Genomic DNA, 20,171 nt, shown 5'->3' with positions numbered 1-20,171 from the left:
TTAGTGTTCAGTTATTGTTCGTGGTCGAATTATCTTCCGCCAAAGATACTACTTCCAATCCGAACCATGGTGCTACCGCAATCGATGGCTAGTTGATAATCGCCGGACATTCCGATTGAGAGTGTTGATGGTTGTAAGTTGTAAGTTGTAGGTTGCAGGTTATCGAAAATGGATTTTAAATGCTGGAATTCTTTTCGAATTTGAGTTTGGTTTTCTGTGAATGTTGCCATGCCCATCAATCCAATTACTTTGATATTCTTGAGGTTTTTGAAAGTTTCTGATTGTAGTAATTCAACAAGTTCCGTTTCATTCAACCCGAATTTGGTTTCTTCTTCAGCAATGTATATTTGGAGTAAACAGTCAATAATACGATTGTTTTTGAATGCTTGTTTGTTGATTTCTTCGAGCAATTTCAAACTATCTACGCCATGAATTAGCGAAACATACGATGCCATCAACTTCACTTTATTCGTCTGAACATGACCAATCATATGCCACGCGATATCTTTAGGCATTTGCTCCTGCTTTTCGGTCATTTCCTGAATTTTGTTCTCGCCGAAAATGCGTTGCCCAGCTTCATAAGCTTGCATCAAATCAGTCACAGGTTTGGTTTTAGAAACCGCTACCAAGGTCACGTTTGATGGCAAAGATTGTTTGATTTGTGTAAGATTATTTTGTATGGACATTCGTTTTTTCTTCTCAACTATAATTCATAAATCACCAAACCACTTCGAAATTTAGGTTCAATGTAAGTGCTTTTTGGAGGCATAATCAAATTATTATCGGCTAATGCTTTGATTTCATTGATATCAGATGGATACAATATAAAACCGACTTCAAATTCTTCATCGTCGATTTTTTGTTTTAAATCTTGAATGGATTGCTTTCCCGAAATATATTCAATGCGTTCGTCGTTGCGTAAATCTACGATGTTTAAAATCGGTAATAATACTTTATCATATAGAATTTGAGTATCCAAAGCATCCAACACGGTATTAAAATGGTTGTCTTTCAAAACCAAGCTGTAGAATTGATGATCCAGATACATTCCGAATTGATGCTTGTTAGGTTTGAAAGGTTGTTCATCATGATTTTTAATAATGAAATTTTCATCTAATTTTTTTATAAAATCGTTTTTCGACAAACCGTTTAAGTCTTTGATGAGTCGATTGAATTCATAGATTTTAATGTTGTTTTCAGAAATTAAATAACTCAACATATAATTTTTCGCCTTGTTATTTGGATCGTCATTTTCTTCTGCTAATAATTTTGCTGCTTCACAACGGTGGTGGCCATCAGCAATATAAAGATGATCGGTTTTTTTGAAAATGTTTTGCAACCAATTGATTTCTAAAACATCATCAATTTTCCATAAATAATGCGTTTCTTTTTTGGTGGTCGAAAACTCAAAATCGGCTAATTTCTGCGTGCAATTGAAAATCCAATTTTCGATGGTTTTATTATCGGGATATGACATCAGCACGGGTTCTGTATTGAACTCCGAGTATTTCATATACTCTTTCAACAATCGCACTCTAAAAGCTATAGTGTCTTCATGCTTTCTAATGATATCGTTGCGGTATTCATCAACCGAAGTACCCACAATAATTCCGGTGTATGATTCGGTTTTGGTAATGATTTTATGGATATAAATCGCAGGTTTGTTGTCTTTAACAAGAATGATTTCGTTTTTAAAGTCCTGATATTTTTGATGCACTTGCCGATACCTCTTTTCGTAAGCAATCGATTGCTGGTTGATGAAAGCCGGTTTTAAAACATGCAAAAACGATAGCGGATTGAAATCCAATTGCGCTGCTAATTCCGCATTCACATATTCATCATAAGAGCGACAAGTAACCAAACACACTTTATCACGTGTCGGACGAACCGCTTGAAAAGGAACTATTGTCGCCATTTTTTTTAATCAATAATTAATTTTTCAAAAACATTTTTGCCACTTTTTCCGCTTTTTTACTTTCGCTGTAATCGTAAAAACCTTCTCCAGATTTAACGCCTAATTTCCCTGCACGAACCATATTGACTAACAATGGGCAAGGAGCATATTTAGGATTTTTGAAACCGTCGTACATGACGTTTAGAATCGCTAGGCAAACATCTAAGCCAATGAAATCAGCCAGTTGCAATGGTCCCATAGGATGTGCCATACCCAATTTCATTACTGTATCAATTTCATAAACGCCGGCAACGCCATTGTATAAGGTTTCAATCGATTCGTTGATCATCGGCATCAAAATACGATTGGCTACGAAACCCGGATAATCGTTCACTTCAACCGGAACTTTTCCTAAAGCTACTGATAAATCCATGATGGTTTTGGTAACTTCATTCGAAGTGTTGTAACCTCGGATGATTTCAACCAATTTCATAATCGGCACCGGATTCATAAAATGCATGCCAATCACGCGTTCGGGATGCGTAACAACGGCTCCGATTTGTGTAATCGAAATCGAAGAAGTGTTGGTGGCAAGGATAGTATTGTGTGAACAAGCTTCGTTAAGTTGCTTGAAGATATTGAGTTTCAAATCGACGTTTTCTGTTGCAGCTTCTACTACCAAATCAACGCCAACAACGCCATCTTTAATATCAGTGTAAGTAATAATATTGCCGATGGTTTTGAGTTTGTCGGCTTCAGAAATGGTTCCTTTTGCTACCATTCTATCGAGATTTCCGGCGATGGTGGCCATGCCTTTGTCTAATGATTTTTCAGAAACATCGATGAGTTTTACGGTAAATCCACTTTGTGCAAAAGTGTGTGCAATTCCGTTGCCCATGGTTCCGGCTCCGATTACGGCTATGTTTTTCATATTTAAAATTTAGGTTTTAATTTTATTTTTTAAAGCAATCAATGATTTGATAAGCCACACGCAAAGCTTCCGTGCCTTGCTCTAAAGTTACAATTGGCGTTGTATTGTTGATGATTGCATCTGCAAAAGTTTCGAGTTCATCTAAAATCGCATTGTTCGGCGCTACTTCAGGATTGGCAAAGTAGATTTGCTTTTTCATGCCTTCTGCATTTTGAAGAATCATATCGAAATCGCCCGGTGTTTCTGGTGCGTCTTTCATTTTTACTACTTCACAAACTTTGTCAAGAAAATCCACTGAGATGTAAGCATCTTTTTGAAAAAAGCGTGATTTACGCATATTTTTGAGTGAAATTCTACTCGATGTTAAATTGGCGACGCAACCATTTTCAAACTCAATTCTCGCATTGGCAATATCCGGTGTATCGGAAATTACGGAAACACCGCTCGCATTGATTTTTTTCACTTTCGAATGAACGACGCTTAAAATCGCATCAATATCGTGAATCATCAAATCGAGAACTACAGGAACATCAGTGCCGCGCGGATTAAATTCCGCCAAGCGATGCGTTTCTATAAACATTGGATTGTCGATCATGTCTTTGGTAGCAATGAATGCAGGATTGAAACGTTCAACGTGTCCAACTTGCCCTTTGACATTGTATTCATTTGCCAATGCAATAATTTCTTCAGCTTCAGCAACGGTATTCGAAATGGGTTTTTCGATGAAAACATGCTTGCCAGATTTGATGGCTACTTTAGCACATTTGTAATGCGAAAGTGTTGGCGTTACGATATCGATAACATCAACCGCATGAATCAATGTAGCAATGGTATTGAATTGTTTGTATCCGAATTCCTCGGCTATCTTTTTTCCGTTTTCAAGATTTTCGTCGTAGAAGCCAACGAGTTCATATTTTTCGGATTGTTGTAGTAATTTCAAATGTATTTTTCCAAGATGACCAGCACCTAAAACACCGACTTTTAGCATAAAATGGATTTTGAACAAAAATAGGAATTAATTGATAATGGATAATTGATAATTGATAATTATTTAGTGTATTTAAAATTTAAAATGCAACATTCAAAATCATAATTACTTTCTTATTTTTACCGACTCGAGGCCATAAGGCCGAATTGAACGCAGTTAAATAAATGACCCCATATTTTGAAAGATACATCGAAACATCAAGGACTTCGAAATCAATTAGTAGCATTATTGAAAGAAAAAGGCATTACCGATAAACACGTTTTGGAAGCGATTAAAAAAATTCCAAGACATTTGTTTTTAAATTCAAGTTTTGAGGATTATGCTTATCAAGACAAAGCATTTCCAATAGGAGCAGGGCAAACCATTTCGCAACCATATACAGTAGCATTTCAGACACAATTGCTTGAAGTTAAAAAAGACCATAAAATACTTGAAATTGGAACGGGTTCAGGTTATCAAACTGCAGTTTTGTGTGTGATGGGCGCCAAAGTGTATAGTGTGGAAAGGCAAAATGAATTGTTTAAGCAAACTTCAACATTGCTCCCGAAATTAGGCATTCGACCAAAGCATTTATCGTTTGGTGATGGTTATAAAGGTTTACCCAATCATGCGCCTTTTGATAGTATCATCGTGACTGCCGGAGCTCCGATTATTCCAAAACCATTGATGGCACAGCTCAAAATAGGAGGCAGGTTGGTGATTCCATTAGGTGAAGAAAATCAGATTATGACCCTATTGATTCGCAAAAATGAAACGCAATTTGAAAAACACGAGTTGGGTGAATTCCGATTTGTACCTTTATTGGAAAACAAAAACTAAAATGAAATACAAATTACTTAGTGCACTATTGTTCCCTTTTGTCCTATTGGCTCAAGGCTATACAAGTTATTTTACCGGAAATTCGACCAATATTACGACCAATACAGAAAATGGTATTTGCCTTATGGGTGGTGCGACGGAACATGATAATGCGATGCGTTGGTTGTTGCAAAAAGCAAATGGCGGGGATATTGTAGTTTTAAGATGCACAGGCAGTAATGGGTATAACGATTATTTGTATACTGATTTGGGCATAGCGGTAAATTCCGTAGAAACTTTAGTAATCACTTCTGTTGCAGGCGCAACGAATCCTTATGTTTTGGATAAGGTGGCCAAGGCAGAAATGATTTGGTTTGCCGGTGGCGATCAGTATAACTATGTTTCTTATTTCAAGAATAATGCTTTAGAAGATTTAATCAACCAGCATGTGAATGTTAAACACGCACCAATTGGCGGAACGAGCGCAGGAATGGCGATTTTGTGTGGAAAATATTTTTCAGCACAAAACGGCTCAGTGACTTCAGCTGAAGCACTTTCAAATCCTTACAACCAATATGTGACTTTGGGAATTGATGATTTCCTGGATATTCCTTTTATGCAAAATGTAACTACAGATACGCATTTTGATAATCCGGATAGAAAAGGAAGATTGGTGACTTTTTTAGGAAAAATGGCTACAGATTATGGAATGCGTTCTTTCGGAATTGCTTCAAACGAATATGTAGCAGTTTGTATAGATAGCAATGGAAAAGCTGCCGTGTATGGTGATTATCCCAATTATCAAGAGTTTGCTTATTTCCTGCAATCGAATTGTCAAAATACATTCGCTCCTGAAGTATGCCAAACCAATTCACCTTTAACATGGAATAGAGGTGGAGAAGCCGTAAAAGTTTATAAAGTTCCCGGAACCATGAATGGCACCAATTATTTTCAATTATCGGATTGGCAAACCGGATTTGGTGGAACTTGGGAACATTGGACGGCAAATAATGGCGCTTTGAGTCAAACTTCAGGAACGCCATCAACCTGCACACTTGCCTTGGAAGATTTTTCTAAAGCAGCAGTTCAGGTTTATCCGGTGCCGTTTTCAGATCAAATTACAATTAGCGGATTTGAAAATGCAATGATTAAAGTGTATGACATCAATGCGAAACTCATCTATCAGAAGGTGAGTTCAAATGCAACTGTCATTGATACTCAAAATTACGATTCAGGTATTTACACTATTGTCATTGAGAAAAATCAAAAAGCAATGACAAGAAAAGTGATTAAAAATTAAAAAACAAAACCCACAATCAAGTGGGTTTTTTATTGACCAATGATTTCGAGATAACGCTCTAAACTTTCTTTCTCAATCTGAGCGATAAAGAGCAAAAAATCTTCTTTATTATTCGAAACCTGTGCTTTCTCGAGAGCTTGATAATAACGCATTCGGTTGTCATAATCGCCTTTGATGTTGGCAATAACATAACCGTTTTGCAATAAAATCAAATTCATAATCAAACGAGAAGTTCTCCCATTTCCATCTATGAATGGATGAATCGTAACCAATCGTTCGTGCATTTCTGCGGCCAAAACAATCGGATGCAATTTATTCTTATTCGATTCAAACCAAATAAAATACTCTTCCATTTCTTTGGCAACCAAATGTGGTTGTGGTGGCATATGGCTGCTGCCTTGAATCATCACTTGCACTTTTCGATAACGACCGGCATCTTCAGGCATAATTCCTCTAAGAATAAGATTGTGTATCGTCAGCAATTCCCGTTCGTTGAGTGAAAAATTACGTTCGATAAGTTGTTTGATATAACCAATGGCTTCTTGATGGTTGATGGCTTCTAGATGCTCGCGCATACTTTTCCCGGAAACCGTCAAGCCTTCATTGACCACCAAATCGGTTTCTCTTAAGGTTAAGGTATTGCCTTCGATACGATTGCTTTCAAAAGTGTACTCTAACTCTAAAGCCTGTGCAATTCTAAAACTATCCAATTGTCTTAAATTATCGAGTTTTTTCTTGATGACATCAATTTCGTCAAGCAACGATTTCAAATTTTTTGAAAGTGGTTGACGAGTGAAATTCGCGTGATACTTGATTTCTTCTTCCGCAAGTTGCATTGCTTTTAATGCGAATTCATCATCACCAATTTCGTATAAAATTTTTTCTTTAAGCCATGAAATGAGTAAAGTTTCATAATCGATACCTAAGATTTGAGCCAGTTTTGCTACTTGTTCTCGCGTTGGTTTTCTGGAGCCGTTTTCAAATTTACTGATTAAGGCTTGATCAATTTTCATGAGATGTGCCAACTCACGAGTCTTAAATCCTTTTTGTTCTCGGGCATTTTTTAATAAATTCTTCATCAAAAATTATTTTTGTCATGACAAATTTAGTCATATTTTATTGAAAAAAAACTTTCTTTCTAAAAGTTTTTCTTAATGCGATCTAAATCACGTTTGGTATCTTGCTCTTTCAAAGATTCGCGTTTGTCATAAGTTTTCTTTCCGCGGCATAAAGCGATGTCGAGTTTGGCCAATCCTTTTTCTGTGGTATGCAATTTTACAGGAATAATAGTTAATCCTTTAGCTTGCACATTTTTGAACAAACTTTTCAATTCCCGTTTATTCAATAGTAATTTACGCTCGCTTCTGGCTTTGTGGTTGAATTGATTTCCGAAAGCATATTCTTCAATATAGGCATTAATAACGAAAAGTTCCCCATTACTAAACTCACAAAATCCTTCCGTGATATTGGCTTTACCCAAACGGATTGATTTGATTTCGGTTCCTGTCAATACGATTCCGGCGGTGTAGGTTTCCAGAATTTCATAATCGAAACGCGCTCTTTTGTTGAGGATGTTAATTGTTTTTAGCATAGGAGCGCAAAGGTAATACAAAATGTGAATTTTAAAATAGTTTGGTCTTTCATTCTATGTTTACTTCTTTTATTAACATTTTGAAAATCAAAAATATTTATTACTATATTCGCTATACTAACTCTAATAATCAATCTATTATGATGAAAAAATTATTAAAATTCAGTATGCTTTTATTGTTTGTAGCGAGTTGTTCTAAAGACGATTCGGAGCCCAATACAATTACGATTGATCCTGCTCAAAAAGAACCATTAACAACCACGCAAGTCAATACCGAGATAGACAATGCGATTAATACCAAAGGAACTTTCAATTGGAAAGATGCTTCAAGTCATTTGGTTTGGAGCGCAACTGTTCACGGAAACAATATCGTTTCTATTGGTTTTGGTAATTCAAAAAATGATTTTGATCGATCTAAATCTAGTAACAGTACAGCCATTCAAAACCAGTTGCTTAAGATTATTCAACAGTATGAAGGTGTTTCTTTAGATAAAATCTTGATTTCTTCAGACCAATATTTGAATATCATCAACGTAATTATTAAAAAACAAGAAACGATTATCGCTTTAAGAAAGAGCCAATTTATTCGCTATATAGAACCCGCAGATTATAAATACGTTGCTATCAAAAATGGAATGATGCGTTCTACATCGAGCTCGGGTTCATCAGGTTGCGGTTACGAATCTGAAGTTTTAAGTGCTTCGAATTACACAACTATAACACCCAACGCCAAAGTACCATGGACATTCTACCAACACAATATTCCAAATGCATGGAATTTCAGTAGTGGTAGCGGTATTACCATCGGAATTGTAGATACCGGACTTTCTCCAAATCAAACGTTGTTGGGTTCGAGTTTTAATACAGGAAATTCTTCAGGAAGAACCGTACAAAAATTTGGAGTTTATGTTGATTCCATTTGGCCTTGGAGCACCACAACCGATGGTCCAAACGACCAATGCGGACACGGAACCAGTATGTGTTCTGTAGCTACAGCACCAAGAAATAATAACGGATTGCCGGTTGGTGTGGCTTACAACGCTAATTTAATAATCTATCGCGCCGCTGCTAATGTAGTTTTGGATGGATATCAAGAACAAGAAGGCGTTAAAAAAGCATTTACAGCTTTAGGAAATAATGCGAATGTGAAAATCATTTCAATGTCGATGGGCTATGTTTTCTCTGTCGGAAAAATTGAAGATGGCATCCGATATGCCTACAGCAAAGGAAAACTCATTTTTTGTGCAGGAGGAACGTCAACTAGTTTCACCACTTTTGTGGGTGTTATTTTCCCAGCTTGGATGCCTGAAGTTGTGGCGGTTACCGGAGTGAAAGAAGGAAATACTTATCAAAAATGCGACGTTTGTCACACCGGAAACAAAATTGATTTTACCATTGTGATGCAACGTGCGACTTCAGGAAACAGCGTTCCGGTAAATAGTTATTATGACACCCAAACGGACTATGTTGGTGGTTCATCAGTAGCCACTGCAACCACAGCCGGCATTGCCGCTTTGGTTTGGGCCAAAAATCCAAGTTGGACAAGAGATCAAGTATTGACAAAAATGCGCCAATCGTCCAATTTTTACCCAAATAAAGACCCTGAATTTGGTTATGGGAATATTAATGCTTTGTTAGCTGTGCAGTAAAAAATTAACCGCAAGGTGCGCAAAGGTTACGTAAAGCCCGCGAGGTTTTTGTCAACATTTCTTTAGCGAACCTAGCGTAAATCTTAGCGTTCTTTGCAGTAAAAAAATCTAAGCCACTATTACATTCGTTGGTAGTGGTTTTATTTTTTCCTCATCGAGAAACTTTCCGAACTAGCTTTCCCTTGTTGCATACCTGAAATCGTAGCGACCAAACTGTCTGCTGTGATTTGATTGTATATAATTTTTTGCGGGAAATCGTGCTTCGGATTTTCAAACACCAATTGCTTTGGCGTTTGTTTTGTCAATTGAAATGGAACCGGTTGGTTGTTGTTTTGGCCTTTCACTGTTGGAATGTAAAGTATTGTATTGGCTTTTTGAGTCAATTCGATACTTTCCGAATGTAAAGTGTCTTTTTCTTTAATGAAATAACTGCCGCCAACATACAAACTGTCATTGGTTTTTGACCAAGTTTCTATCATGTTGCCTTCATCTGACTTGTTTTCCCAAGTGCCGATCAGCCAATTCATGGATTCGAGTTTGTTTTCTTTTTGAGGTTTTTTACACGAAATCATTAATGTTGTAACGGTAAGAAATAGCATTATTTTTTTACTCATGCTTTTAAATTTTAATTGGTATTCGTGAATCTTCGATTTCATAAGAAAGATATTTTTCAATTTTTGATGATACAATATTAGGAAAAAAATGCCAATAGCCCGGATAGAAAAGGAAATCCTTTTGTGCCATTGTTTGGCGCAAAAGATTGCATTGTATAGCCGGATTAGCTCCTAAAAAAATCTCAAATCGAAATTCAAAAAACTACAATATTTTTGCTTAAATTTGCACACCAAAAAAAGGAAAATTAGACATGTTAGACAGACTGCAAATAGTAAAACAGCGCTTCGACGAGATCTCGGATTTGATTATTCAACCCGATGTGATTGCCGATCAAAAGCGTTATGTGCAACTCAATAAAGAATACAAAGACTTAAAAGCCTTAGCAGAAAAGCGCGATGAATACGTGAATTTAGCAGGCAATATCGAAGAAGCCAACGAAATCATTGCCGATGGCAGCGACGCAGAAATGGTAGAAATGGCTAAAATGCAACTCGAAGAAGCCAAACAACGTTTGCCCGAACTCGAAGAAGAAATCAAATTCATGTTGATTCCAAAAGATGCCGAAGATGCTAAAGACGTCATGGTCGAGATTCGTGCCGGAACCGGAGGCGATGAAGCCAGTATTTTCGCAGGTGATTTGTTTAGAATGTATACCAAATATTGCGAAGGTCGTGGCTGGAGAACTTCTGTGGTTGATATGAATGAAGGTACTTCCGGTGGTTTCAAAGAAGTTATTTTTGAAGTGACCGGCGAAGATGTTTACGGAACCTTAAAATTTGAAGCGGGCGTACATCGCGTACAACGTGTACCGCAAACCGAAACGCAAGGTCGAGTACACACTTCTGCTGCAACGGTTATGGTTTTACCCGAAGCTGAAGAATTCGACGTGCAAATTGATATGAATGACGTTCGTGTTGATTTTTTCTGTTCCTCAGGACCAGGCGGACAATCGGTAAATACTACAAAATCGGCTGTTCGTTTGACGCACATTCCAACTGGATTGGTAGCCCAATGTCAGGATCAGAAATCCCAGCATAAGAACAAAGACAAAGCCTTGACGGTTTTACGTTCGCGTTTATACGAACAGGAATTGGCGAAAAAGCAAGAAGAAGATGCTACGAAAAGAACGTCGCAGGTTAGTTCAGGCGACCGTTCAGCGAAAATTCGCACCTACAATTACGCGCAAGGTCGTGTCACTGATCACCGCGTAGGCTTGACGTTATACGATTTAGGAAACATCATGAATGGCGATATTCAAAAGATTGTAGATGAATTGCAATTGGTCAACAACATGGAAAAACTCAAAGAAGCCAGCGAGGTTTTTTAATAGAAAATGCCAATGCCATACGTTTTAAAGTGTGGCATTTTTTTTAGGAGCTAATCCCGCTATCCACTAAATCTTTTGTGTCACCCGAGCCTTGGCGAACTGACGAAGTAAACACCGCCACAAAAGGATACCGTTGCAATCGGGGTTAGGGCAATTGAATTCTAAACCACCTTTTTCCTAACTTTGCGCCTCAGCGTCTTGGCGAGCCAAAAACCTTTCCTTAACTTAGCCACTCAGCAACTCAAAATGACAACAACTGAACTCACCGAACAAATCCACTTCAAAAAATCCTTTCTCTGCATAGGTCTAGATGTCGATTTGACGAAAATTCCACAGCATTTACTACAACTCGAAGATCCGATTTTCGAATTCAACAAAGCCATAATCGATGCTACCCATGATTTAGCAGTAGCCTACAAACCCAACACGGCTTTCTACGAAGCCTACGGAATTAAAGGCTGGCAATCATTACAAAAAACCATTAATTATATCAACGAAAAGTATCCCGAAATTTTCACCATAGCCGATGCCAAACGCGGTGATATTGGAAACACTTCTTCGATGTACGCCAAAGCATTTCTCGAAGATTTAAACTTCGATTCGATAACCGTTGCGCCTTATATGGGCAAAGATTCCGTCGAACCTTTTCTCGCTTTCGAAAACAAACACACCATACTTTTGGCGTTAACATCCAACGAAGGTGCTTTCGATTTCCAGACTTTAAATGTTGATGGAAAAGAACTTTATAAGCAAGTTCTAGAAACTTCCAAAACCTGGAAAAACGCCCAAAATCTGATGTATGTTGTGGGTGCTACCAAAGCAGAATACTTCGCCGAAATCCGAAAAATTGTTCCCGATAATTTCTTGTTGGTTCCCGGAGTTGGAGCACAAGGCGGCAGTTTATCTGAAGTTTGCAAGTATGGAATAAATGCTGTTATTGGATTGTTAATCAATTCTTCACGTGCGATCATCTACGCATCGAATGGAGGTAATTTCGCGCCAAAGGCTAGGGAAGAAGCACTGAAAATTCAAAGCGAAATGCAGGAAATATTAAACAGAAAATAAATCTCGCAAAGACGCAAAGGCGCAAAGAAAACCTTGAGTAGAATTATAATTTAAACTTTGCGTCTCTGCGACTTTGCGAGCCATAAATCTTAGTGAACTTTGCGTAAACCTTAGCGCTCCTTGCGGTAAAAAAAATGAAAACACTCACAGACCAAATCGGAACCCAACACACCTTCGAATCTTCCCCAAAAAGAATCATTTCACTCGTGCCTTCACAAACCGAACTGCTTTTCGAATTGGGACTGGAAGCTTCCATCATTGGGATTACGAAATTCTGTGTGCACCCTTTTCATTTTAAATCCACCAAAAAAATAGTTGGTGGCACCAAGAGAATTCATTTTGAAAAAATCAAATTATTGCAACCCGACATCATCATTTGTAATAAAGAAGAAAATACCCTTGAAATTGTAGATGAACTAAAAAAAATATGCCCAGTTTGGGTAACAGATATTCGCACTATAGAAGACAATTTCCAAATGATTACGGACTTCGGGCAACTGTTTAATTGCCGCACAGAAGCCCAAAAGTGGAATGATAAACTCGCTTTTGCGCTGGAAGATTTCAAAGCATTCATCAAAGACAAACCGATTCAAAAAGTAGCTTATTATATTTGGAAAAACCCATATATGGTTGCGGGTTCTGATAATTACATCAATGAAATTTTAAAGTTGAATCATTTTCAAAACATCTACACAGACAAAGGCCGTTACCCCGAAGTTGACATCCGAAGAATGCGTCTCGAAGGCGATCCTGATTTAGTGCTTTTATCATCAGAGCCATTCCCGTTTCAAGACGAAGATGCCTTCGAAATAGGCCGCTATACACACCACGCCAAAACCATTTTCGTCGACGGAGAAATGTTCTCTTGGTACGGCAGTCGATTGCTTAAAGCATTTTCATACTTCAAACAACTACACCACAAACTCTAATGCGCTATTTTCTTTCTTCCTACATTTATAAAAAACAAAATTGATTCATTACACTTTATACCAAAACCAATCAAGCAGCCAATGGGTCACTTTTGTGCATGGTGCTGGTGGAAGTTCCTCGATTTGGTTCAAACAAATTCGCGACTTTCAAAAGCATTATAATGTGTTGTTATTAGATTTGCGCGGACATGGCAATTCAAAAGTTGATGTGAATGAATTTGTTCCAAAACACTACACTTTTCCATTCTTAGCCAACGATATTCTTGAAGTTTTAGATCATTTGAAAATCCAAAAATCACATTTCGTAGGCATATCTCTGGGCACCATTTTAATCCGTCAATTCGCTGAAACCAACCCACAACGCGTGCAAAGTATGATTCTAGGCGGTGCTATTTTGAAAATGAATTTCCGTTCCCAAATACTAATGAAACTTGGAAGTCTGTTTCAATATGTTTTGCCATATCTGTGGCTTTATACCTTTTTTGCCTTTGTGATTATGCCCAAAAACAACCACAAACAATCACGATTGCTGTTCATCAATGAAGCTAAGAAATTGTGCCAAAAAGAGTTTATGAAGTGGTATCAACTCACCACCGAAATCAACCCAATTCTAAAAAAGTTCCGACAAACTACGTTGAATATTCCGACACTTTACATCATGGGCAATGAGGATTATATGTTTTTGCCATCGATTCGAAAAGTTGTCAAAGCGCATCAATCTTCCAAACTATTGGTAGTAGCGCAATGCGGTCACGTAGTCAATGTAGAACAATCGTCCATTTTCAACCAAAACGCAATCACATTCCTTCAAACTATTGCATAAAAAAAAGCCACGTCGTAAAACGTGACTTTCCTATTAAACTAACTCTAAACCAAAATAATAAAAACCTTTTATTACATTACAAATGTCAGGTTATTAATGCAGCATCGTAGTTAAACCTATGTTATTAATTTGTTGAAGTTGTGTTAAGGTTTGAAAAAGTTGAATCGTGTAATCGTTTAACCGTGGATTTGTTCTTTCGATTCAACCCTATTTCTTATCCTGCATCGCAAAAACCTTTTTCAATAAATCTGAAGTTCTCGAATTCAAATTCGTTCTGATATCTTTTTCTTCGACCGAAATCATCTTAAAAACACCATCCATCGATTTGTTCGTCACATAATCTGTAATGTCAGGATTGACTTTAGAAACCATCGGAATCGTATTGTATTTCTTGATAATCGATGCCCAAATTTTATCCGCACCCACTTTTCCAATCGATTGCTGTACTACGGGACTAAACTTCGCATACAAAGCAGTCGAAGTTGAACCTTTCAAATAATCCGTCGCCGCTGTTTCTTTACCCAAAAGTATCGACTTCGCATCGGAAAACGACATGTCTTTAATCGCTGTTACAAAAATTGGAGTGGCTTCTTTCACTGCATCTTCGGCCGCACGATTCAACGATCTGATACCACTGTCCGCCAATTTACTCATACCCATTTTTCGCAAGGTCTTATCCACTTTTTGCAATTCTGCAGGCAACAAAATCTTCACCATGTCATTTCTATAAAAACCATCGGTCGCCGTAAGTTTCGTCACTTGTTTGGTGATGCCATTGTTCAACGCTTCCTTCAAACCGCCTGCAATATCAACAGTTCCGGCTGTATTCACCTTATTGAGTTGGTCTTTCACTTGATTCAAAATATCCTGCCAATCTTGCGCCATTCCAAAGAAAGGAATGAAAAGAAAAAGGAACACTATTTTTTTCATAATATTTTAAGTTTTTTACTAATTTGTTTCCTTGAGCGCAATCGGAGGGTGAGGAGCTGTTTCCCGCTATCATTCCAATCTTGTCATTGCGAACGGAGTGAAGCAATCTGTTTAATGCTTACGGCGCAATGTCAAGGATTTTCCCTTCTATCGGGGCTAGGGCAATTTGTTACTAACAACTATTTTTTCAAAGTCAAGCCCACAGGAACCATCAAAGCACCTCTTTCAAAATAATTCAAATGCAATCGAATAGGTGTTGCCTGACCTGACCAAGTAATTTCATAGACATCAATCAAACCGACACCAATTTCAATGTTTTTAGTAGGAAACGGACAACAAGTTTCTACTTTTTTATAAGTGATGGTTTCGCCTTTCGGCCCGGCCAAAGCATTCAAATACCGCTCTTGATTGCTATTTTCGTCTTTGGTATTTTTATAAAAAACATTAATAGGATAATCTTTGTCATAACCATACTTCGAATCTTTGCTGTATTCCGTAATCACAAAAACATTGTTAGAATTGAGTTTAGGAATCAGCGCATGATCATCCACATTTTTCAATGTCGATTTGGTGCTTACACACGAACACAACATCGAAAACAAAACGAATATTAAAAATTTACTTTTCATTAGTGTCTTTTGTTTTTACTACTAACGCAACCAAAGCCGCAGTTATTACACCCATCGATAAAGCACCAAAAATTCCTTGCAAAATATAGCTTTTCATACTGAAAAAAGTTTCAGCTTGTGCTTGGGTTTGAATCTTATGCGAAACGGCATATTCAGTAATCTTCGCAAAGAAATTGGGCGTAATATAAGTGAAGGTGATATACTGCACCATTGGACTCAAAACCGCAATCACAAAAGACAGCACCAATCCGCAAAGGAATCCTTGCTTCCAATCCATTTTGCCTTGGTAGTAATTTTTTTTCTTGTCGAGCAACGCCAACACATAAATCGTAATGGCAATAATCGCAAACAAATTGGTGTATATTGCTTGCTTGGCGATGTATTGGTCGTGCAGTCCAACACTTTTTTCTATAATCATCCAAACCAAAGTGAAGATGCTGAACTGAATGGCCCACCGGATTTCTATCGAAAACTTCTTCATAAAATTTTTGTCAATTTTGAATCAAAAATACTAGTTTATTTATATTTAAGCTTATAAATCAATTGAATTATTAAATTTGTAAAAAACAAAACCTATGGATTTTCTATTTCATACTTGGCATTGGGCGATTACCGGTTTTCTAATCGGAATCATCATGCTAACGCTCAACTATTTTGGAAAAGTTTTCGGTATGTCTTCAAACCTACGAAGCTTATGCACATTAGCCGGTGGTGGTAAGTTTGCTGAGTTTTTCCGCTTCGATGTGAAATCACAATATTGGAATTTGATGGTTATTTTAGGCGCGATGATAGGCGGTTTTGTAGCTGTGCATTTTATGAGCGACCCGTCGAATGTCGATATCAATCCGCAAACCATAGCGCAATTGCAAGCGATGCATATCGACGCACCCAACGGTAAATTATTGCCTGACGCTATGTTTTCAATGACTGCATTCGAATCGCCAAAAATGATTTTAATATTGCTCATCGGTGGTTTGTTGATTGGCTTCGGTTCACGCTATGCTGGCGGTTGCACATCAGGTCACGCAATTGCAGGAATGAGTAATTTACAACGCCAATCGCTCAAAGCAGTCATCGGATTTTTTGTTGGTGGACTCATCATGGCGCATTTTATTTTCCCTTTAATTTTTTAATGATGAAGACACTAAGATTTATTCTCGTAGGTTTTATATTTGGCATTGTACTCACAAAATCAGAAGCCGTTTCGTGGTATCGGATTTATGAAATGTTCCAATTTCAATCGTTTCATATGTATGGCATTATCATGGTCGCTATTGCCACCGGTGTGATTGGGTTGCAAATCATCAAAAGAAAGCAAATCAAAAATTCCGATGGTGAGGTCATTACAATTGCCGATAAAGAAAAAGGCTCGTTCCGCTATTGGATTGGCGGTTTGTTTTTCGGATTGGGTTGGGCGTTGGTAGGCGCTTGCCCTGGACCGATTTTTATACTTCTTGGTGCAGGATTTCTACCGGTAATTTTAATCTTGATTGGTGCTTTGTTGGGCACTTTTATTTATGGGTTGGTGAAGGATCATTTGCCGCATTAATATAGACACGCTTCGCTTTGGACACGCCCTATGGGCTTTAGACACGCTTCGCTTTGGATTTTATATAACTAATTCCCAAAGTTTACGGATTGCCTAGCCCCGATAGAAGGGAAAATCCTTGGCATTGGGAGATTGCCTCGCAAGCTCGCAATGACAAGATTGGAATGATAGCGGGACCCGAGCTCCTAAAGAGCGAACTGACGAAGTAATTAGCTTCTAAAAAACAACAACCTAAATAATTTCTGCACTCAAACCCGCTTCTAATAAACTAGTACATTGCGGTTTCAATTCATCAAACGAACCAGTTTTCACCGTGCATTTTCCTTTATAATGTACCAATATCGCACATTGTTCGGCTTGCTCTGAAGTATGTTTGCAAACCCGAATTAATGTATCGATGACGTGATCAAAAGTGTTCATATCATCGTTATACAAAACGATTTCATTATTGACACCGACGGCTTCTAAGACCGAGGTTTCCTGTTGTGTTTTTTCTATGGTGGCCATGTCCGAAATTTTGTAGTGCTAATTTACGTATTTCAATGAAACCCAATTGTTTCTTTGGAATTTTTTCACAAATGTCAATCCTTTTTCCGTGCATGATGCATCGATAAACGGAATGTCTTCTTCGTAAAACCCGCTGAGTAAAAGGATACCATTTGGCAGCAGGCAATTCACATAACTTTGCATATCAGTGAGCAGAATATTGCGGTTGATGTTGGCAATAATTAGGTTGTATTTCTGATCCGTCAACAAAGCCGCGTCGCCTTCGTAAACTGTGATGTGATGACAGTTATTGCGTTCTGCATTTTCGATGGAATTTAAATAACACCAATTGTCAATATCAATCGCATCGATAGGTTGTGCGCCTTTCATTTCCGCTAAAATCGCTAGAATTGCGGTACCACAACCCATATCTAAAGCTTTCATTGCGGTCACATCGGTTTCGAGCAAATGTTGAATCATCATGTGTGTGGTTTCGTGATGACCAGTTCCGAAGCTCATTTTAGGTTCGATGACAATGTCGAATTCGGCATTGGTTTTTGGATGAAATGGTGCACGAACATGACATTTTCCGTCTACATCGATAGGTTCGAAATTCTTTTCCCATTCTTCATTCCAATTGACTTGCTCGATTTCTTCAATCGTGTAGGAAATCGTAAATTGAGGAGAATTCAACAGAAATAAATCTTCTAAAATGGTTTCGTACCACAATTGTTTTTGAATGTAAGCCGTGACGCCAAATTCGCTTTCAACGAAACTTTCAAAAGGCAATTCACCCAATTCGGCAATCAGAATTTCTGAACCTAATTCTTTGGGCTCGATGGTGAAATGGTAACCTAAATAGACGTTTGACATGGTATTTATTTAAAAAAAACAGAGACTTGAATGTTGTCAAATCTCTATTAATAATAGTAATTTTTATGTTTTAGATAGCACTAACAATCGCAGCAAAATCTTCCGCTTTCAAAGCTGCTCCACCAATCAATCCGCCATCGACATCAGGTTTTGAAAAAATCTCTTTGGCATTATCGGGTTTTACGCTGCCACCATACAAGATTGAAACATCTTCCGCAATATCGCTTCCGTATGTTTTTAGAACAATTTCTCTGATAAATTCGTGCATTTCTTGTGCTTGTTCCGGGCTTGCCGTTTCCCCGGTTCCGATAGCCCATACGGGTTCGTAAGCGAGTACGATACTTTCCCAAGCGGCCTTGTCTAGATGAAATAAACCGTCGCGCAATTGGTTCTCAACGATATTAAAATGTTGGTTGCTTTGGCGGTCTTTGAGTTCTTCACCGAAGCAAAAAATCACGCGCATTTGATGTTGCAAGGCTTTATCGACTTTATCAGCAATAATCGCATCAGTTTCATGGAAAATCGCACGTCGCTCAGAATGCCCTAGTATCACAGTGTTTACACCAATACTTTTGAGCATATCAGCCGAAATTTCTCCAGTGAATGCGCCACTTTCGTCTTGATGCATGTTCTGCGCCGCCACGCCAATATTGGTAAATTCTAAATGATCTACGGCTGAAGCGAGGTTGATAAAAGTTGGGGCGACAATAATTTCAACCGATTTGTCAGTTGGCAATTTATCGATTAATGCGTTGAGTAAATCTTCGGTTTGCTCTGCATTTTTGTTCATTTTCCAGTTTCCGGCGACGATGTTTTGTCTCATTATTTTAGGGATTTTAAAGTCGATTTTATTTTATCAAAGTCTGTTTCTATGGCGCGATACACTACGATTTTTCCTTTTTTATCGACGATGATGTAACGTGGAATCCAATCGAGATTGATGGCAGTTCCAAAAACACCTTTCATACCGTCATTGGCCATATAATGATCGCCTTTGAGTTCGTGTCTCTCGATGCCGGCTTTCCATTTATCAGCGGTTTTATCCATAGAAATAAAAACATAATCGACGTTTGGATTATCAGTTTGTAGTGCTTTCATTTTTGGCATTGCTTTGACGCAATCGCCGCACCACGAAGCCCAACATTCGATTACTAGGATTTTTCCTTGGTGTTTTGAGAGCACTTCTTGAAAGGAAACCTGGGCATCATTTGCACTTAGCAACTTTTCATTTAAAGCTTCTTTTGAAAATCCGGGTTGTTTATTGGTAAACGAAAATGTTGCAATACAAGCAATGATAACAATTGCTGAAGTCAATATTTTTTTCATAAGTAAAGTTTTAATGGGCAAATTTAAGCATCACACGAAGAAACAATCATAAAATAATGTTATGATTTTTCAACTTCAATTTTTGATTGAAAATGAGGCAATTCAAAAGATAAATTATTCGTTAGTTTCTTTTGGATTTTTTTCGTTATCATAGAGATCATCAAGAAAGATGTGTTTTGTTCTTTTTCTTTTTTTAGGAAAATACTGTTTTTTTATAGTGTATAAAAGAATGAGTATAGAAACGGCAATAATAGTGCATCCTAAAACGATATTGAAGGTGGCTCCAATGGGTGGTTTTTCTAATGCTGCGACATAATTTAAAATATAATATCCTACCCAAAATGCCACTATAGAAAATAAAATAATTCTATTGTTTCTGCTTTTTCTTTCTCTTTTTGATCTTTCAACGCTTATTCTGCTTTGACTTCTTTTTTGTGTGGTACTATTTTCAGCCATCGTTGTGAGTAA

The 20,171-nt window shown here is 37.7% G+C and carries 24 protein-coding genes; 9 read left to right on the top strand and 15 right to left on the bottom strand.

The features are described from left to right. Positions 1–29: 29 nt before the first annotated feature. The 4 genes from RMO03_RS08585 to RMO03_RS08570 are packed head-to-tail and all read right to left on the bottom strand — an operon-like array spanning position 30 to position 3,813. Positions 30–686 carry a YggS family pyridoxal phosphate-dependent enzyme gene (locus RMO03_RS08585; RefSeq protein WP_309641685.1) on the bottom strand — a complete coding sequence of 219 codons (657 nt, stop codon included), beginning with the start codon at positions 684–686 and terminating at the stop codon, positions 30–32. 17 nt (positions 687–703) lie between these two features. Beyond that, a complete protein-coding gene (locus RMO03_RS08580; RefSeq protein ID WP_309641684.1) occupies positions 704–1,915 on the bottom strand; it encodes a DUF1015 domain-containing protein in 1,212 nt (403 codons plus the stop codon). A gap of 16 nt (positions 1,916–1,931) precedes the next feature. Further along, a complete protein-coding gene (locus RMO03_RS08575; protein ID WP_309641683.1) occupies positions 1,932–2,825 on the bottom strand; it encodes a 3-hydroxybutyryl-CoA dehydrogenase in 894 nt (297 codons plus the stop codon). Positions 2,826–2,847: 22 nt separating this feature from the next. Continuing rightward, the gene (locus RMO03_RS08570) at positions 2,848–3,813 is read right to left on the bottom strand and encodes a Gfo/Idh/MocA family oxidoreductase (RefSeq protein ID WP_309641682.1); all 966 of its coding nucleotides are present in this window, start codon (positions 3,811–3,813) and stop codon (positions 2,848–2,850) included. 177 nt (positions 3,814–3,990) lie between these two features. Here RMO03_RS08570 and RMO03_RS08565 point away from each other — a divergent pair, with 177 nt between their 5' ends. Beyond that, entirely contained in the window at positions 3,991–4,632 is a 642-nt protein-coding gene (locus tag RMO03_RS08565; protein ID WP_309641681.1) for a protein-L-isoaspartate(D-aspartate) O-methyltransferase, read from the top strand. 1 nt (position 4,633) lies between these two features. Beyond that, on the top strand, positions 4,634–5,911 hold the full coding sequence (locus RMO03_RS08560) for a T9SS type A sorting domain-containing protein (protein WP_309641680.1): 1,278 nt from the start codon (positions 4,634–4,636) through the stop codon (positions 5,909–5,911). A 29-nt stretch (positions 5,912–5,940) separates the two neighbouring features. Here RMO03_RS08560 and RMO03_RS08555 read toward each other — a convergent pair whose 3' ends face one another. Both RMO03_RS08555 and smpB read right to left on the bottom strand, forming a co-directional pair. After that, positions 5,941–6,990, bottom strand: a complete 1,050-nt coding sequence (locus RMO03_RS08555; RefSeq protein WP_309641679.1) for a Fic family protein — start codon at positions 6,988–6,990, stop codon at positions 5,941–5,943. A gap of 59 nt (positions 6,991–7,049) precedes the next feature. Further along, positions 7,050–7,502 (bottom strand): SsrA-binding protein SmpB, encoded by a 453-nt coding sequence (smpB, locus tag RMO03_RS08550; RefSeq protein ID WP_309641678.1) that lies wholly within the window; start codon positions 7,500–7,502, stop codon positions 7,050–7,052. Between the two features lie 140 nt (positions 7,503–7,642). On the opposite strand from smpB, the gene RMO03_RS08545 reads away from it, so the two are divergent. Further along, positions 7,643–9,151, top strand: coding sequence for a S8/S53 family peptidase (locus RMO03_RS08545; RefSeq protein ID WP_309641677.1), 1,509 nt, complete (start codon positions 7,643–7,645; stop codon positions 9,149–9,151). A gap of 140 nt (positions 9,152–9,291) precedes the next feature. Here the strand turns inward: RMO03_RS08545 and RMO03_RS08540 are convergent, their stop codons facing one another. Next, positions 9,292–9,765: a DUF6265 family protein gene (locus RMO03_RS08540; protein ID WP_309641676.1), complete on the bottom strand. Its 474-nt coding sequence runs from the start codon at positions 9,763–9,765 to the stop codon at positions 9,292–9,294. 251 nt (positions 9,766–10,016) lie between these two features. Here RMO03_RS08540 and prfA point away from each other — a divergent pair, with 251 nt between their 5' ends. From prfA to RMO03_RS08520, 4 genes are all read left to right on the top strand, one after another. Next, positions 10,017–11,093 carry a peptide chain release factor 1 gene (prfA, locus tag RMO03_RS08535; protein ID WP_309641675.1) on the top strand — a complete coding sequence of 359 codons (1,077 nt, stop codon included), beginning with the start codon at positions 10,017–10,019 and terminating at the stop codon, positions 11,091–11,093. Positions 11,094–11,339: 246 nt separating this feature from the next. Beyond that, on the top strand, positions 11,340–12,158 hold the full coding sequence (gene pyrF, locus RMO03_RS08530) for an orotidine-5'-phosphate decarboxylase (protein WP_309641674.1): 819 nt from the start codon (positions 11,340–11,342) through the stop codon (positions 12,156–12,158). 134 nt (positions 12,159–12,292) lie between these two features. Next, positions 12,293–13,087, top strand: a complete 795-nt coding sequence (locus tag RMO03_RS08525) for a helical backbone metal receptor (RefSeq protein WP_309641673.1) — start codon at positions 12,293–12,295, stop codon at positions 13,085–13,087. 40 nt (positions 13,088–13,127) lie between these two features. Then, positions 13,128–13,910 (top strand): alpha/beta hydrolase, encoded by a 783-nt coding sequence (locus RMO03_RS08520; protein WP_309641672.1) that lies wholly within the window; start codon positions 13,128–13,130, stop codon positions 13,908–13,910. A 207-nt stretch (positions 13,911–14,117) separates the two neighbouring features. On the opposite strand, the gene RMO03_RS08515 is transcribed toward RMO03_RS08520, so the two are convergent. The 3 genes from RMO03_RS08515 to RMO03_RS08505 form a co-directional block, all read right to left on the bottom strand. After that, positions 14,118–14,840 (bottom strand): DUF4197 domain-containing protein, encoded by a 723-nt coding sequence (locus RMO03_RS08515; RefSeq protein WP_309641671.1) that lies wholly within the window; start codon positions 14,838–14,840, stop codon positions 14,118–14,120. 179 nt (positions 14,841–15,019) lie between these two features. Then, entirely contained in the window at positions 15,020–15,469 is a 450-nt protein-coding gene (locus RMO03_RS08510; protein ID WP_309641670.1) for a 2-dehydro-3-deoxyphosphooctonate aldolase, read from the bottom strand. Continuing rightward, the gene (locus RMO03_RS08505; protein ID WP_309641669.1) at positions 15,459–15,950 is read right to left on the bottom strand and encodes a DUF4199 domain-containing protein; all 492 of its coding nucleotides are present in this window, start codon (positions 15,948–15,950) and stop codon (positions 15,459–15,461) included. The genes RMO03_RS08510 and RMO03_RS08505 overlap by 11 nt, the downstream gene beginning before the upstream one ends. Positions 15,951–16,044: 94 nt before the next feature. Here RMO03_RS08505 and RMO03_RS08500 point away from each other — a divergent pair, with 94 nt between their 5' ends. Together RMO03_RS08500 and RMO03_RS08495 are read left to right on the top strand one after the other, a co-directional pair. Further along, complete coding sequence (locus tag RMO03_RS08500) at positions 16,045–16,602, top strand: YeeE/YedE thiosulfate transporter family protein (protein ID WP_309641668.1); 558 nt, start codon at positions 16,045–16,047, stop codon at positions 16,600–16,602. Between the two features lie 2 nt (positions 16,603–16,604). Beyond that, positions 16,605–17,018 (top strand): DUF6691 family protein, encoded by a 414-nt coding sequence (locus RMO03_RS08495; protein WP_309641667.1) that lies wholly within the window; start codon positions 16,605–16,607, stop codon positions 17,016–17,018. Between the two features lie 231 nt (positions 17,019–17,249). Here the strand turns inward: RMO03_RS08495 and RMO03_RS08490 are convergent, their stop codons facing one another. The 5 genes from RMO03_RS08490 to RMO03_RS08470 form a co-directional block, all read right to left on the bottom strand. Then, positions 17,250–17,525, bottom strand: coding sequence for an ATP-dependent Clp protease adaptor ClpS (locus RMO03_RS08490; RefSeq protein ID WP_309641666.1), 276 nt, complete (start codon positions 17,523–17,525; stop codon positions 17,250–17,252). A gap of 18 nt (positions 17,526–17,543) precedes the next feature. Next, positions 17,544–18,377 carry a 50S ribosomal protein L11 methyltransferase gene (gene prmA / locus RMO03_RS08485; RefSeq protein WP_309641665.1) on the bottom strand — a complete coding sequence of 278 codons (834 nt, stop codon included), beginning with the start codon at positions 18,375–18,377 and terminating at the stop codon, positions 17,544–17,546. Positions 18,378–18,447: 70 nt separating this feature from the next. After that, positions 18,448–19,200 (bottom strand): triose-phosphate isomerase, encoded by a 753-nt coding sequence (tpiA, locus tag RMO03_RS08480; protein WP_309641664.1) that lies wholly within the window; start codon positions 19,198–19,200, stop codon positions 18,448–18,450. Further along, the gene (locus RMO03_RS08475) at positions 19,200–19,703 is read right to left on the bottom strand and encodes a TlpA disulfide reductase family protein (protein ID WP_309641663.1); all 504 of its coding nucleotides are present in this window, start codon (positions 19,701–19,703) and stop codon (positions 19,200–19,202) included. The genes tpiA and RMO03_RS08475 overlap by 1 nt, the downstream gene beginning before the upstream one ends. Positions 19,704–19,817: 114 nt before the next feature. Further along, positions 19,818–20,159, bottom strand: coding sequence for a hypothetical protein (locus RMO03_RS08470; protein ID WP_309641662.1), 342 nt, complete (start codon positions 20,157–20,159; stop codon positions 19,818–19,820). Positions 20,160–20,171 lie beyond the last annotated feature (12 nt).

Source organism: Flavobacterium sp. (assembly GCF_031411595.1).
In the GTDB taxonomy this organism is placed as follows: Bacteria; Bacteroidota; Bacteroidia; order Flavobacteriales; family Flavobacteriaceae; genus Flavobacterium.
This window is presented reverse-complemented; position numbering and strand designations above follow the sequence as displayed.

Bases quoted from the DNA above. Each gene is read 5' to 3' on its own strand.
- pyrF (WP_309641674.1), top strand. From the start codon at position 11,340: ATGACAACAACTGAACTCACCGAACAAATCCACTTCAAAAAATCCTTT.
- RMO03_RS08475 (WP_309641663.1), bottom strand. From the start codon at position 19,703: ATGAAAAAAATATTGACTTCAGCAATTGTTATCATTGCTTGTATTGCA.
- RMO03_RS08505 (WP_309641669.1), bottom strand. From the start codon at position 15,950: ATGAAGAAGTTTTCGATAGAAATCCGGTGGGCCATTCAGTTCAGCATC.
- RMO03_RS08575 (WP_309641683.1), bottom strand. From the start codon at position 2,825: ATGAAAAACATAGCCGTAATCGGAGCCGGAACCATGGGCAACGGAATT.
- RMO03_RS08555 (WP_309641679.1), bottom strand. From the start codon at position 6,990: ATGAAGAATTTATTAAAAAATGCCCGAGAACAAAAAGGATTTAAGACT.
- RMO03_RS08490 (WP_309641666.1), bottom strand. From the start codon at position 17,525: ATGGCCACCATAGAAAAAACACAACAGGAAACCTCGGTCTTAGAAGCC.
- RMO03_RS08495 (WP_309641667.1), top strand. From the start codon at position 16,605: ATGAAGACACTAAGATTTATTCTCGTAGGTTTTATATTTGGCATTGTA.
- RMO03_RS08510 (WP_309641670.1), bottom strand. From the start codon at position 15,469: ATGAAAAGTAAATTTTTAATATTCGTTTTGTTTTCGATGTTGTGTTCG.
- RMO03_RS08580 (WP_309641684.1), bottom strand. From the start codon at position 1,915: ATGGCGACAATAGTTCCTTTTCAAGCGGTTCGTCCGACACGTGATAAA.
- RMO03_RS08585 (WP_309641685.1), bottom strand. From the start codon at position 686: ATGTCCATACAAAATAATCTTACACAAATCAAACAATCTTTGCCATCA.
- RMO03_RS08540 (WP_309641676.1), bottom strand. From the start codon at position 9,765: ATGAGTAAAAAAATAATGCTATTTCTTACCGTTACAACATTAATGATT.
- tpiA (WP_309641664.1), bottom strand. From the start codon at position 19,200: ATGAGACAAAACATCGTCGCCGGAAACTGGAAAATGAACAAAAATGCA.
- prmA (WP_309641665.1), bottom strand. From the start codon at position 18,377: ATGTCAAACGTCTATTTAGGTTACCATTTCACCATCGAGCCCAAAGAA.
- RMO03_RS08545 (WP_309641677.1), top strand. From the start codon at position 7,643: ATGATGAAAAAATTATTAAAATTCAGTATGCTTTTATTGTTTGTAGCG.
- RMO03_RS08500 (WP_309641668.1), top strand. From the start codon at position 16,045: ATGGATTTTCTATTTCATACTTGGCATTGGGCGATTACCGGTTTTCTA.
- smpB (WP_309641678.1), bottom strand. From the start codon at position 7,502: ATGCTAAAAACAATTAACATCCTCAACAAAAGAGCGCGTTTCGATTAT.
- RMO03_RS08525 (WP_309641673.1), top strand. From the start codon at position 12,293: ATGAAAACACTCACAGACCAAATCGGAACCCAACACACCTTCGAATCT.
- prfA (WP_309641675.1), top strand. From the start codon at position 10,017: ATGTTAGACAGACTGCAAATAGTAAAACAGCGCTTCGACGAGATCTCG.
- RMO03_RS08515 (WP_309641671.1), bottom strand. From the start codon at position 14,840: ATGAAAAAAATAGTGTTCCTTTTTCTTTTCATTCCTTTCTTTGGAATG.
- RMO03_RS08570 (WP_309641682.1), bottom strand. From the start codon at position 3,813: ATGCTAAAAGTCGGTGTTTTAGGTGCTGGTCATCTTGGAAAAATACAT.
- RMO03_RS08470 (WP_309641662.1), bottom strand. From the start codon at position 20,159: ATGGCTGAAAATAGTACCACACAAAAAAGAAGTCAAAGCAGAATAAGC.
- RMO03_RS08560 (WP_309641680.1), top strand. From the start codon at position 4,634: ATGAAATACAAATTACTTAGTGCACTATTGTTCCCTTTTGTCCTATTG.